Source organism: Brevibacterium sp. ACRRH, from assembly GCF_022346365.1.
GTDB lineage: Bacteria > Actinomycetota > Actinomycetes > Actinomycetales > Brevibacteriaceae > Brevibacterium > Brevibacterium paucivorans.
In genome coordinates, this window is sequence record NZ_JAKRMN010000001.1 from 119522 (window position 1) to 132742 (window position 13221).

Annotated in this window: 12 protein-coding genes; 7 read left to right on the plus strand and 5 right to left on the minus strand. The window is 57.3% G+C overall.

Translation table 11 applies throughout. The features are described 5' to 3' along the window. The first annotated feature begins 55 nt into the window (after positions 1-55). The 6 genes from MHX53_RS00510 (at position 56) to MHX53_RS00535 (ending at position 6338) form a co-directional block, all read left to right on the plus strand. Entirely contained in the window at positions 56-877 is an 822-nt protein-coding gene (locus tag MHX53_RS00510) for a hypothetical protein (RefSeq protein ID WP_239270877.1), read from the plus strand. A gap of 9 nt (positions 878-886) precedes the next feature. After that, positions 887-1348, plus strand: coding sequence for a DUF3151 domain-containing protein (locus MHX53_RS00515; protein ID WP_102238935.1), 462 nt, complete (start codon positions 887-889; stop codon positions 1346-1348). A gap of 59 nt (positions 1349-1407) precedes the next feature. Next, positions 1408-2694, plus strand: coding sequence for an adenylosuccinate synthase (locus MHX53_RS00520; protein ID WP_239270878.1), 1287 nt, complete (start codon positions 1408-1410; stop codon positions 2692-2694). An 87-nt stretch (positions 2695-2781) separates the two neighbouring features. Next, entirely contained in the window at positions 2782-3411 is a 630-nt protein-coding gene (locus MHX53_RS00525; protein WP_239270879.1) for a PaaI family thioesterase, read from the plus strand. Between the two features lie 63 nt (positions 3412-3474). Beyond that, complete coding sequence (locus MHX53_RS00530; protein WP_239270880.1) at positions 3475-5679, plus strand: S9 family peptidase; 2205 nt, start codon at positions 3475-3477, stop codon at positions 5677-5679. Then, the gene (locus MHX53_RS00535; protein WP_239270881.1) at positions 5676-6338 is read left to right on the plus strand and encodes a hypothetical protein; all 663 of its coding nucleotides are present in this window, start codon (positions 5676-5678) and stop codon (positions 6336-6338) included. Before MHX53_RS00530 ends, MHX53_RS00535 begins: the two co-directional genes overlap by 4 nt. A 41-nt stretch (positions 6339-6379) precedes the next feature. On the opposite strand, the gene purL is transcribed toward MHX53_RS00535, so the two are convergent. The 5 genes from purL to MHX53_RS00560 form a co-directional block, all read right to left on the minus strand. Then, positions 6380-8692: a phosphoribosylformylglycinamidine synthase subunit PurL gene (gene purL / locus MHX53_RS00540; RefSeq protein WP_102238940.1), complete on the minus strand. Its 2313-nt coding sequence runs from the start codon at positions 8690-8692 to the stop codon at positions 6380-6382. Positions 8693-8840: 148 nt separating this feature from the next. Further along, positions 8841-9632, minus strand: coding sequence for a thioesterase family protein (locus MHX53_RS00545; RefSeq protein WP_102238941.1), 792 nt, complete (start codon positions 9630-9632; stop codon positions 8841-8843). Positions 9633-9661: 29 nt separating this feature from the next. Next, the gene (locus MHX53_RS00550) at positions 9662-10045 is read right to left on the minus strand and encodes a hypothetical protein (protein WP_102238942.1); all 384 of its coding nucleotides are present in this window, start codon (positions 10043-10045) and stop codon (positions 9662-9664) included. Between the two features lie 2 nt (positions 10046-10047). Beyond that, positions 10048-10611: a hypothetical protein gene (locus MHX53_RS00555; protein ID WP_102238943.1), complete on the minus strand. Its 564-nt coding sequence runs from the start codon at positions 10609-10611 to the stop codon at positions 10048-10050. A gap of 48 nt (positions 10612-10659) precedes the next feature. Continuing rightward, entirely contained in the window at positions 10660-12138 is a 1479-nt protein-coding gene (locus MHX53_RS00560; RefSeq protein WP_102238944.1) for a hypothetical protein, read from the minus strand. Positions 12139-12296: 158 nt separating this feature from the next. Between MHX53_RS00560 and MHX53_RS00565 the strand changes: the two genes are divergently transcribed. Then, complete coding sequence (locus MHX53_RS00565; RefSeq protein ID WP_102239255.1) at positions 12297-13205, plus strand: rhodanese-related sulfurtransferase; 909 nt, start codon at positions 12297-12299, stop codon at positions 13203-13205. Positions 13206-13221 lie beyond the last annotated feature (16 nt).

Genomic DNA, 13221 nt, shown 5'->3' on the forward strand with positions numbered 1-13221 from the left:
TGTTTGGCTTCAGTGTGCCACCCAATACCATGGGTAGAGCAGAGAAAGGACCAGTGTGCCAAGCTCACCTGAAAGCAAATCTGAACGACGAACAATCGCACCGCTCATTGCCGGTGCAATTGTTGTTGTTGCAGTACTCGCCGTTGTGGTTTTCAACTGGCTCAAACCCACCCCACAGCTCACGGTGGACATGTTGAAGTCTCCGGTCGTAGGCGGGTACGCCGCCGGGGGAGATCTCTATCCACCCACCTCGGAGTTTGCAGTGGGAGAAATGGCAAAGTTTGGGTACCTACCTGAACTGCCTGTGGATCGCACATCCGACGGAGTTTTGGTCGCTGCCACGGATTCGCTTTTGTCTGAACGCATGGGCATGAACAAACCCATCAGCGAAGTTACGTCAGAAGAGTTCTTGAACACACAGATCACCCCACCCGGCGAAAACGGGAAACCCAGCTCCCCGCTCACCATTGAAAAGGCGTTGACAGAGTACGGAAAATCAACCGTTTTTGTTTTCACGATTGAGGCAGAAAACGACGCCCGCGACGTGGCCGAACTGGTCGCTCAGCACTCACAAGTCGAATCCGTGATCTTCCGTTCACAAGACCCCGGAGTCCTCAAGGTGGCACACGACGAAAACATCACATCAATCGTGCCCGACCCGCAAGGTTCCCCCAAAGAACTTAAACAAGCCGGCGTAGACATGGTCGACGTTGGCGCAGACACCGATCCGCAACCGTACGTGGATGCCGGTTTGAAAGTGTGGGCGCACGGGGTGAAAGACCCTAACCACCTATCTGATCTAGCTACCAAAGGTTTCTACGGCGCATTCTCTGGCAACCCATTCAGTATCCAACCGTCGTCGGTCAAAACCGACTGAGGAGGCACAATGAACCAGCCCATTGGAAAACCCGTACGCATTGGCAACCTAGACGCACAGCAACTGGGCCCGCAGCCCACCTACCTCCCAGAAGACCACCCAGACACAGAAGTGGCTGGGCTGGTAGAAGCCGGGCACGAACCTCTGGACATTGCTAAAGACCACCCGGCGAGCTGCCTTGCGTGGGCGCTCTTGGCTAATGAAGCCTTCGACGAAGGACGACTCGTGGACTCCTACGCTTACGCTCGAGTGGGCTACCACCGCGGACTCGACGCCCTCCGCGCAGCCGGTTGGCGCGGTGCGGGACCCATCCCGTGGAGCCACGAAACCAACCGTGGATTCCTGCGTTCGCTCTACGCTCTGGGGCGTGCGGCAGCTGGGATCGGTGAGGCGGAAGAAGCACAGCGCGTAGAGAAATTCCTGCGCGAATCAGACTCTGAAGCCCTGGCTGAGATCGAGGCCGGAAACTAGGTTTTCACCCGGGTCGATACACTTAACCTGGACGTATTTTCTCGTGTGGAGGAACACTCATGCCAGCACTCGTGGTCGTAGGCGCTCAATGGGGCGACGAAGGAAAAGGGAAGACCACAGACATTCTGGGAACCCGCGTTGACTACGTGGTGAAACCAAACGGAGGAAACAACGCGGGCCACACGGTGGTTGTCGGGGGCGAAAAGTACGAACTCAAGCTCTTGCCCGCAGGGATCCTCTCACCAAACGTCGTGCCCGTGATTGGTAACGGGGTGGTCGTGAACTTGGAAGCACTGTTCCAAGAAATCGACATGCTCGAAAGCCGTGGAGCGGACACGTCGAAGCTGAAAATCTCGTCCAACGCCCACCTGGTAGCGCCCTACCACCAGGTGCTTGACCGGGTGACCGAACGCTTCTTAGGAAAGCGCGCAATTGGTACCACGGGACGCGGAATCGGGCCCACGTACTCCGACAAAGTCGCCCGCTTAGGTATTCGCGTTCAAGACATTTTCGACGAATCGATTCTGCGCCAAAAGATCGAAGGTGCACTTGACCAGAAGAACGAACTTTTGGTCAAGGTGTACAACCGCCGTGCAGTCGAAGTTGAAGAAATAGTTGAATACTTCCTCAGCTACGCAGAACGCCTACGCCCCTACGTATGCGACACGTCGCTTCTGCTCAACCAGGCACTCGACGAAGGCAACGTGGTCGTGATGGAAGGTGGCCAAGCCACCATGCTCGACGTCGACCACGGAACCTACCCGTTTGTCACCTCCTCCAACCCCAGTGCCGGAGGTGCTGTCGTCGGCGCTGGCGTGGGGCCCACCCGTATCTCTCGCGTGATCGGAATCGTGAAGGCGTACACCACCCGCGTGGGTGCTGGGCCGTTTCCCACGGAACTTTTCGACAACATGGGGATCTACCTCCAAAAAACGGGAGGCGAGTTCGGTGTCAACACGGGACGACCTCGGCGGTGTGGGTGGTACGACGCCGTCATTGCCCGCTACGCAGCGCGTGTCAACGGATTCACCGACTACGTACTCACCAAACTGGACGTGCTCGACGGGTTGGACGAAATCCCGGTGTGCGTCGCTTACGACGTGGACGGCGAACGCTTTGACGAAATGCCAGACAACCAGTCCGACTTCCACCACGCAAAGCCCATTTTTGAAACCTTCCCCGGCTGGAAGGAAGACATATCGGGTGTGCGCAACTTCGAGGACCTGCCTGAAAATGCGCAGAACTACGTGCTTGCGTTGGAAAAGATGTCGGGTTGCCGCATCAGCGTGATTGGTGTGGGTCCGGATCGCGAACAATCGATCGTTCGACACGAACTTCTCGACTAGGATCGCTGTACCGTTGCCGGTGTGACGCGCCCCACATGAAGGTGCTCGCCGGTGGCTCCACACTGGCGTGACTGTGAAGGGAACACGATGGCACTGTCTGAAATGGACGCGTTTGAAGCACTTGAAGCACTGAAAAAGGTCAAACGCGATCCTGAGCAAGTGGCAGCGTGGTCGGACATGATCCATGAGTTCGTGCGCACGCAGGACCTCATTGCACGTGCGAATCCGCCCGTGGACCAGATTCGCCAGATCACCGAACACCTTCGCGCCATCAACCAAAGCGCAGAACAATACGAAGCCGACGAACTGCGTCGTCTGTGGCGTGTGAGCCGGTCGGACAAACAGCGCGGCCAGGCGCTACTCCCAAAGTTCACGCAGGCACACAAAGATGACGACGGTGTATTTAGCGTTCACTTGAGATTTGGCGCGTTCTACCTGGGCGCGAACCGTGTGGTTCACGGAGGTGCGCAGGCTTTGGCATTCGACGAAGGGCTGGGCTACATGATTATGGCCAGTGACCAGCCCTATTCACGTACCGCCTACATCAAAACCGGGTTCCGTGCCCCAACACCTGTCGATGTGGATCTCACCATGCGCGGATGGATCGAAAAAGTGGACGGTCGCAAAATCTACGTGCGAGGCGAACTCGTATGGGAAGACACCGTGTGTACCACGGTTGAGGGTCTGTGGGTGGCGCTCAAACCCGGACACCGATAAAACCAGTCAACGCTAAAACCATGTTTCACTTCACAGAGGCGGTGACGCGGGTAGTCTGGTTCCATGACCTCGGAAATGACACCGCCCGTAGCGAAAAAAGTCCCCTTTGAACGCACCCACCACGGCGACACGTTCGTCGACTCGTACGAATGGATGCGCGACAAAGACAACCCAGACGTCATCGCCCACATCGAAGCCGAAAACGCGTACACCCAAGCACGTACCGCGCACCTGGATGGCCTGCGCGACGACATCTTTAACGAAATCAAAACGCGCACCAAAGAATCCGACATGTCGGTGCCCGTGCGCCGGGGCAACTTCTGGATGCTCACCCGCACATTTGAAGGCAAAGACTACCCAGTCATGAGCCGGGTGCCCGCCCTGCCTCTGGACCACCCGGACGCGTGGGTACCACCTCGGGTTGATGACGAACCGGGCGAAAACGAAGAAGTCATTCTGGACCTCAACGCTGAGGCCGACGGTCACGAATTCTTCTCCCTGGGCGCGTTCAGCCTGGACGAAGCGGGGAAGCTGCTGGTGTGGTCGGCCGACTACACCGGAGACGAACGCTACACCGTGAAAGTCCGCGACGTACACACCGGTGAAGACCTGGACGACACGATCGAGAACACGTTTGCCGGCGCGTTCATTGACCCCACCGGAAACTACATCTTCTACACCACGGTCGACGAAGCGTGGCGACCCGACACCGTGTGGCGCTACGAGATCGGCGCTGAGGCCGAACCGCAGAAAATCTTCCACGAACCCGACGAACGCTTCTTTGTAGGCGCAGGTTTCACCCGCTCGCACGAATACTTGATGATCGTTGCCGGTTCGAAACTCACGTCTAGCGCGTGGGTGATCCCCGTGTCCAACCTGCAGGCCCAGCCACGCTCCGTGTGGGACCGCGAAGACGGCGTGTCCTACGCGGTCGACCACGCGGTGATCGCAGGCAAGGACCGGTTCGTCATTGTGCACGACCGCAACACTCCGGACTCGGAAGCCATCGTGGTGCCTGTGGACCTGGGCGCCTCGGACACGCAAACGGTGCTCGCCGCCTCGGAACTCCTCATCCCACCCACGGACGGCATGCGGGTCGAACACGTGGAGGCGTTTGAAGACTTCCTGGCGGTGACGTACAGGTCCGGCGGGTTCGCGCGGGTGGGGGTCATGGAAATCGCCGAGGTCGCAGACGCCAGGCAGGGACCCATCCCAGGCGTAGGTCCGCTGAAAGAAGTCGAAGCGGACGAACCCATTGGGACCATGGAAACCGCGGCCAACCCCGAATTCGCGCAACCGACCTTGCGCTTGTGCTACGAATCGTTCATCACCCCACCCACCCTGTTCCAGTTAGACACCCGAACAGGTGAGAAAACCGTTCTGAAGCAACAGGAAGTGCTGGGCGGTATCGACTTCAGCGAGTACCGCCAGGCACTCGTGTGGGCAACGGCCGAAGACGGCGAAAAGATCCCGGTATCTCTCGCGTGGAACGCAATGAAGGTGCCCACAGGGTGGGCCCCGGGGACGGACGGGGTGGGGACGACCTCGGCCCCCATGGTGATCTACGGATACGGAAGCTACGAAGTTTCAGCTGACCCGAACTTCTTTGTCAGCCGCCTCAGCGTGATGGAACGCGGGGTTGTGTGGGCAGTTGCCCACGTGCGCGGTGGCGGCGAAATGGGCCGCCACTGGTACGACAACGGCAAAATGCTTACCAAGAAAAACACGTTTAGCGACTTCATCGCGGCAACCAAGCACCTGCACGCAACAGGTGTGAGCGCACCGGAAACAACCGTGGCGTTGGGTGGCTCTGCCGGAGGACTGCTCATGGGAGTCATTGCGAACGATGCCCCGGAACAGTACGCCGGGATTTGTGCGCTGGTGCCGTTCGTAGATCCGCTCACCTCGGTTCTGATGCCGGAACTGCCGCTGACGGTGGTCGAGTGGGAAGAATGGGGCGACCCACTGCACGACCCCGAGGTGTACGCGTACATGAAGTCATACGCGCCATACGAAAACGTGGGGGAGCACCCGTACCCCAAGATCCTGGCCATCACCAGCTTGAACGACACGCGTGTGCTCTATGTCGAACCGGCTAAATGGGTTGCGCGCCTGCGTGAAGTGGGGGCCGACGTCATCATGAAGACTGAAATGGTGGCCGGTCACGGTGGCGCATCTGGCCGGTACAGCACGTGGAAAGACCGGGCCTTCGAGTATGCGTGGGTGCTAGACACGCTGGGCTTAGCGCAGGACACGGGGGCGAAGTGATGCGAAAGCGTGAGCCGTCCGTGGTCCCGTACCTACTATTTGTCGCAAGTTTCGTGGTGAAGTCGGTAGCGTCGACGCTTGCGGTTGTAGGTGTTGTTCCACGTCAGAACGCGTTTGAAGTCTCCGTGCCAGTGAATGTCGTGGCCACCCTAGTATCGCTCATTCCTGGAGTCGCGGCGCTCATCGTTCTGGCCTGGGGCAAACCAGTGCGACAAGTCGTATCTATAGTTCTGGCTGTTGTTGCGCAGGCCGTTTCGTTGTTAGTTCCTTTTGTTCTTACTGATGATTCGCTTGACACTAACTCCACACTGCTTATGATGCTCTTACCCGTTGCTGGAGTCATGTCCTTAGTCCTGCCCTTCTTCTTGATGATGAGCGCGTGGGTCGTTGCGGCGTCCTATGCTCCGTGGATGTTCGCAGTGGCACTCGTAGCCTCGATTGTCGAACCAGTGCTGTCTGGTCTGGCAGGGTTCGCGGGAGCTCTGGTGGCCGTAGTAACTCGATCGTCAGCCGGTATGATTGTGAGTCCCGTGCTAGCGCTCGTTCTCACCGTCGTGGTTTTCACCGGCGTGGTTCTGGTTGGGCGCCATATGACAGTGGGAATGCCCACCACAGACAGCGATCGTGGATTTTCGATATCTGACAGAATTGGATGGTAGTGACGGTAAGTGAGCTAGCCCGGTGGCTAGCTCACTCTGTTCTAGTCGAAGAGGAGTGGCAGAGTCCCGCCGTGCGCACTGGCCAGTTCATCCAGCGGCAAGGAGAAGTGGTCAACTAGCTCCAGCGAAGCTGAGTCGGACGGGCCTGCGTCGGTCATCCCGATACGTGCGAACGCGAAACCGCGTGCGGTGCACATGTCCTTGAAACGGACCTCTTCGGAGCGTGGAACCGCTACGATAGCGCGTGCGGTCGACTCCGAGAAGAGCGCGGTGAACAGGTCGATTCCGTCGCGTTCACACACTTCGTCAAGCCACACGCGAGCCCCCATGCCAAAGCGCACACATGCTTCGACAAGCGCCTGTGACAGGCCACCTTCCGAAAGGTCGTGAGCGGTGTCGATCATGCCGTCGCGTGAGGCGTTGATGAGGATCTGAGCCAGTTCCTTCTCTTGCTCTGGGCGGTACTCCGGTGGGACACCACCCAAGTGGTTGTGCATGACATCGGCCCACGCGGAACCGTCAAGTTCGTCATACGTAGTACCCAGCAAGTAGATGGTCTGGCCAGCTTCGCGGAAACCAGACGGGGTGCGTCGTGAAACGTCGTCGAACACACCCAAAACACCCACAACGGGCGTTGGGTGAATCGCTACCGCGCCAGTCTGGTTGTACAAGCTGACGTTACCGCCGGTCACCGGGATACCCAGGTCTTTACACGCGGCCGCAAGCCCGTCCACGGCCTGTACGAACTGCCACATGATCTCAGGGTCCTCAGGTGATCCGAAGTTCAAACAGTCAGTCACGGCCAGAGGCTGGGCACCTGCCGTCGCCACGTTACGGTGCGCTTCCGCGAGAGCCAGGGCGGCACCTCGGGCGGGGTCAAGGAAGCAGTACCGGCCGTTGGCGTCCGTTGCCAGGGCAATGCCCAAGCCGGTTTCTTCATTCACGCGAATCACGCCAGCGTCGTCGGGGAAGGCCATGGCCGTGTTCCCCTGCACGTACTTGTCGTACTGCTTGGTGATCCAATCGCGGCTGGACAGGTTAGGCGACTTGGCCATCTCGATGACCGTGTTGCCCAGTTCGGAGCCACCCGTTGGGTACGACAAGCCGGCGGAACGTACGGAATCCGCGCGCACCTCGGCGGTCCATGAAGGCTCCTCATACGGACGCTCATACACCGGCCCGTCGTGAGCGACAGAGCGCGGTGGCACATCCACAATCACGTCGCCGTGCCATTCGATGACCAGGCGACCGGTGTCCGTGACCTCGCCCAGGATCGAATACTCGACTTCCCACTTCTGCGCGATTTCTTCGAAGCGCTGCAGGTTTTCTGGCGTGACAACCGCCATCATGCGTTCCTGCGATTCGCTCATGAGGATTTCTTCAGGGGTGAGCGTGGGGTCGCGCAACAGAACGTCGTCCAGGGCAATGTGCATTCCACCGTCACCGTTAGACGCAAGCTCCGAGGTGGCACACGAAATACCGGCCGCGCCAAGGTCCTGAATGCCTTCGACAACCTGGGCCTGGAACAGTTCCAGACAGCATTCGATGAGGACCTTTTCGGCAAACGGGTCACCCACTTGAACGGCGGGCCGCTTGGACGGCTTGGTGTCGTCAAAGGACTCAGACGCCAGGATTGAAGCACCACCGATTCCGTCGCCACCCGTACGGGCACCAAACAGCACGACCTTGTTACCTGTACCGGAAGCGTTGGCCAGGCGAATGTCCTCGTGCTTCATGACACCCACGGCAAGCGCGTTGACCAGTGGGTTGCCCTGATAGACCGGGTCAAAGATGGTTTCGCCACCAACATTGGGCAGACCTAAGCAGTTGCCGTAACCGCCGATTCCGCTGACTACGCCGTGGACCATGCGTGCCGTGTCCGGGTGGTCGATCTGGCCAAAGCGCAGCTGGTCCATGACGGCAACCGGGCGGGCGCCCATCGATATGATGTCGCGCACGATACCGCCCACGCCGGTGGCGGCACCCTGGTATGGCTCCACGTAGGACGGGTGGTTGTGGGATTCGACCTTGAACGTCACGGCCCAGCCTTCACCGATGTCCACGACACCGGCGTTTTCACCCATGCCCACGAGCAGGTTCTTCTTCATTTCGTCAGTGACCTGCTCGCCGAACTTGCGCAGGTGTACCTTCGACGACTTGTACGAGCAGTGCTCTGACCACATGACCGAGTACATGGCCAGCTCCGCGCTAGTAGGGCGGCGGCCCAGGATCTTCTTGATCTCTTCGTACTCGTTTTCTTTCAGTCCAAGTTCCGCGTATGGTTGCTCGACCTCGGGGTGTGCAGCGGCGTATTCAACTGTTTCTTTCACACGCTTGTCGGCAGCGCTTGCCATAGGGATCCCTTTCTGATGGCACGTCCATACGTCTTACTGCGAAGTCTACCTGTTGCAGGAGGTGAGGGGCGCTTTGAGTGACCACGGCCGAGGTGGTTGCGGGCGTGGTTGTGTAACGGCACCTTGCGAGTGTGGTTGTGTAAGGGGATTACGGCCGGACGGTTAGGCACTGCGTAACGGCGGCGAACGGGCCGTGTTGGTCGTGGACCCACGTGTGGGTGAGGCCCAGCCCTCCGTCGCCAAAGCTCACGGTCACGTCGTAGCCTTGCCAGTCCGACGGCTGACCGGGCTGGTGGCTGAAATCTGGGACGCGGAAGTAGTGGATGTCCAGGTCCACGTTGGGGAAAGCGACCTGGGTTGGGTCTTCGCGTACGGACAGGCCGTTGGCGACGTCGAGCATCCCGGCTGAGCGGGCGAGGGCACTGTAGGGTTCGTCGACGAGGTCGGTGTGGGTGCGCTGCCACACCTGTGCCCGGCCTGGTTCTTGTTGGGTGCGGAAACCTTCGAAGGTTTTGAGGTAGTCGCCCTGCCAGTCGATTTGTGGGGAGTATGGTTCCATGTGCTCCCGAGGTGGTAGATGGCTGAGTGCTGTCCCGGCCACGGAGGAGGAGTCGCCTGGTTTCATGAGCCAGGCGCGGGCGATCACGATGGTGCGCTCGCCGTGGTTGAGGGTGGCTTCGACGAGTTCGATTGTGCGTCCCGGGCGGATCACTCGGACGTCGAAGTCGTATGGGCCAATGGGCACGACGCCCAAGATGTCGAACTTGAGGCTGCCGATCACCAGGTCGTCATCGCGCCTGGCGTCGCGGTCGGATTCGATGATGTGGGTGGCCAGACCCAGGGTGGGGGAGATGTGTTGTTCTTCGACATTCCACGCGCCCGATGTGAGCTGGGTGGCCGTGTACTGGTGCGCGCCGGTGCGCATGAAGTATGAGTCCATGGCTTCACTGTAACGGTGTCTGGTCCGGTTCAGACAGGTTCCTCTATATGCTCCGACCCGCCGTAAATCAAATGAACTACCAAAAAGACAAGCCCACCAGCTATGGCGGCAGTTAAAGCGTTGGCAACGACCATGTAAGCCATCTGCCATAGCGGGTACTCTATCCCATTCACAACGCCCATGATGATTGTAAAACAGGCCATGAGCGCGGAGGGCAAAGCCACAGCAAGCCAGGTGCTGGTGCGTGATTCCAGGTCAGTCCAGAATGCCACAAACGCAGCGACCGCTCCGGATAGCACCGGAGGAACCGCAAACCACCAGCTTTCAACTAGCTTGAAAACAATCATCAAGGCGAGGTTGGAAACGATGAAGGCGAGGAGTCCGCCGAGAAAGGATTTGGCAAAGGACAGCATCTTTACTTACTCGGGTCGAACTCGATTGAATCGATGATGGCGTTGATCTCATCATTTGACAAGGTGAGTGCCATGATTTCAACCCCGGCCACCGCGTTATCTTTCTCGGTAGAAACGAACACCCACGCACCTTGTACAGTGCGACCTGTCTTCTCGTTTGTTGTCCAAGTGGTCAGTTTTGCTTGGGAAGCATTCTCGATATCGAGGTCTTTGGATTCCCCTAGTTTGAACTCGCGTCCATAAGTCGACCGAAACTGCGCATTAGTTTCGAAGTATCCCATTGTTGCTTCAGCTGTTGGGCCTTTTCCATGATCGGAGCTCATACGAACAAGGTCGGTTGGTTCTTCGAGCGAGTTGGCCCATGATCCGGTGAACCCAGTGAGTGTAGGTTTGAAATCGGGATTCTTGGACCATTGTTTGGGGACGACAACTGAAATTCGTCCCTCAGATATCCGCTGTTCATTGGAGTCGGGTTCATCTGTCACACCCGCATTACCTATTCCGCATGAGCTGAGTAGGGCGACGATGGTGGATAGAGCTATAAGCTTGAACACCTGAGTCTTCATTTGTTCTCTTTCCTAAGTGCGGTGAAAGTCTGACAATCCATTGACATGTTACCCACCAGCGATGCATTCAGGCATGTCTACCCAGTTACCATTGTCATCCATGACCTGGAAGCCAGTAGTCGACGCGTCTGTTGTGGATTCAGATTGACCGAACACTTCTTGCTTAGCGAAGGTATTTGTGAGGAAGTTTGTACCTTCGCGGAACCAATCCATTTCCTGTTCGGCTTCTTCAGATGTTATTCGGCGTTCCTGCTTAGTGAGTTCTCCATGGTCATAGAAAAGGTCAGACATGGTGTATTTGCTTGGGTTTTCGTCCTTGCCACCGTTGTGATAGCGGTTCATTGGGTTATCGAGGTTTTTGATGGCTTCCAGCGCTTGCTTGCGCTTTTCAGGGGTGTCGGTGTCAATTGACGCGGTGACAACTGACTGGTTTACGATATCCTCCGCGCCATTCACACCAGCATCGGCGTTGTAAGCCGTTCGCGATGTCACGTTGACAATGTCGTTTGTTTCTTCGTCATATGTAACTGCAAGTAGCGTAGCTCCGTTTGCGTTGGCTCCCGCAGTGCCTAGAAAATCCTGGTTCGCGTTACCTTCGAGGCCCCCGTCAACTTGAACATAAACTGTTTTAGTGCCGTCGTCATGGTTTGTTGCGACTGCGCCCTCTGCCCCTAAGGTCGCGTTACCGTTTAGCCCCGCGTCGAGCTCTTCCAGAATCTTCTTGCTATTTTCATCAGATTCTGCGTCTGAGCCACTCGAAGCTTCACCGCCATCAGTTGATGAAGCTTCACCGCCGTCAGTTGGGGATTCGCCACCGTCCATCGTGACGCCGAAATCTAAGTTTGCATTTATTTGGCCCTCGACGCGAACTTTGTGTATATCTTGAGATGGGTTCTCGAGGCTTTCAAAAGGCTTTGTGGGTTTGAACGGGTTGAGAGCGTCTCCGTGGTCAACGTTCTTCTTGGCTCTTTCGAAAGCTTCCCGAGCGCCTGCTTCGTCATCCTTATCAAACTTGTAAACCTTGCTGTAGGAGTAGTCAACGTTTATCTCACCTTCGGCATTAACCTCAGGCTTAATTTCGACGCCACCGTCTTTGTCGTCACCATTGTCTGAACTGTCTCCGCCCTTGTCTTTACCTTTGTCCTTACCGAGTCCTCTTCCTCCGCTGGCTCCGTAATCCGAACTGACCACGACTTCCCAGCCGTCGTTAGTTTCGACAAGTTCAACAGATGCCCCCTTTCGTGCACCGCCCTTGCCAACCTTGGCGTCGACGCTGACGTCGGCAACGCGACCATATTCGTGTGTTGATACTTCACACACGACTTTGTCTTCAGGGGCTTCACCACATGTTGCTTCGTTCCACGGTGTAGCGCTAAAGACTGTGCAGATGGCTTTGTCAATGGTCTCCGCCATCTTAGGCGCCAGGGGTGTTGCGATAAGCCCGGCGATGACGATCGCGGCTACTACTGCGATGCCAATGTACTCGATTGTTCCTTGACCGCGTTGGCGCAGGGTTTTTAGTCTCATGGCAACTACAACTCCAGGGGTGGGGACTCATTCAGATTCTCAAGGGGATATCGTCACTCTACTTTGCACGCAGGCCTTGCGATGGGGTCCATGGGTTCAAAATAGGGCCCAAAGATTCTGTGCGCATCGTTTCACCCACAGGCGATAAAATTGGTGGCATGTCCGTCACGAAGATTGTTCTATTTTATGTTTTTACTCCGCTAGCCGACCCCGAAGCGGTCAAACTGTGGCAACTTGCCTTGGCTGAAAACTGCAACCTCAAGGGTCGCGTGATCATTTCACCAGACGGCATCAATGCGACTCTGGGCGGAGACATCGACGATGTGAAGCGGTACGTGCGGACCACCAAAAGCTACGCGCCATTTAAAAAGGCCGACATCAAGTGGTCGAACGGCCAGGGTGACGACTTCCCGCGCCTGTCAGTGAAAGTGCGCCCAGAACTGGTGACGTTCACCCGTCCCGAAGAAATCAAGGTCACAGACAAAGGTGTCGAGGGTGGGGGAGTACACCTCAAGCCTGGCGAGCTCCACAAACTTGTCGAAGAACGCGGAGACGACGTGGTGTTCTTCGACGGGCGTAACGCGATGGAAGCACAGATCGGGAAGTTCAAGAACGCGATTGTGCCAGACACAGAAACCACGCGTGACTTCATTGCCGAAATCGAATCCGGCAAATACGACGACCTCAAGAATAAGCCAGTCGTCACGTACTGCACCGGCGGAATCCGTTGCGAAGTACTCAGCGTGCTCATGAAAAACCGCGGCTTTGAAGAGGTGTACCAGCTCGACGGCGGTATCGTGCGCTACGGTGAGACCTACGGCAACTCCGGCTTGTGGGATGGTTCGCTGTACGTGTTCGACAAGCGCATGCACATGGAGTTTGGTGACGGTGCAGAATCGCTGGGCACATGCGTTGCATGTGGCACCCACACGCCCATCTTTGTTAACTGTGCAAACTTGAGTTGCCGTAAACAATTCTTGCGGTGCGAAGACTGCACGGAACGCAATGAGCACCCGTACTGCGATGACTGTGTAGAAGCGGGATTGGATACTGTAGCCGCCAAGTAGCCAAACCGGACCCACA

Bases quoted from the DNA above. Each gene is read 5' to 3' on its own strand.
- MHX53_RS00515 (WP_102238935.1), top strand. From the start codon at position 887: ATGAACCAGCCCATTGGAAAACCCGTACGCATTGGCAACCTAGACGCA.
- MHX53_RS00520 (WP_239270878.1), top strand. From the start codon at position 1,408: ATGCCAGCACTCGTGGTCGTAGGCGCTCAATGGGGCGACGAAGGAAAA.
- MHX53_RS00525 (WP_239270879.1), top strand. From the start codon at position 2,782: ATGGCACTGTCTGAAATGGACGCGTTTGAAGCACTTGAAGCACTGAAA.
- MHX53_RS00530 (WP_239270880.1), top strand. From the start codon at position 3,475: ATGACCTCGGAAATGACACCGCCCGTAGCGAAAAAAGTCCCCTTTGAA.
- purL (WP_102238940.1), bottom strand. From the start codon at position 8,692: ATGGCAAGCGCTGCCGACAAGCGTGTGAAAGAAACAGTTGAATACGCC.
- MHX53_RS00545 (WP_102238941.1), bottom strand. From the start codon at position 9,632: ATGGACTCATACTTCATGCGCACCGGCGCGCACCAGTACACGGCCACC.
- MHX53_RS00550 (WP_102238942.1), bottom strand. From the start codon at position 10,045: ATGCTGTCCTTTGCCAAATCCTTTCTCGGCGGACTCCTCGCCTTCATC.
- MHX53_RS00555 (WP_102238943.1), bottom strand. From the start codon at position 10,611: ATGAAGACTCAGGTGTTCAAGCTTATAGCTCTATCCACCATCGTCGCC.
- MHX53_RS00560 (WP_102238944.1), bottom strand. From the start codon at position 12,138: ATGAGACTAAAAACCCTGCGCCAACGCGGTCAAGGAACAATCGAGTAC.
- MHX53_RS00565 (WP_102239255.1), top strand. From the start codon at position 12,297: ATGTCCGTCACGAAGATTGTTCTATTTTATGTTTTTACTCCGCTAGCC.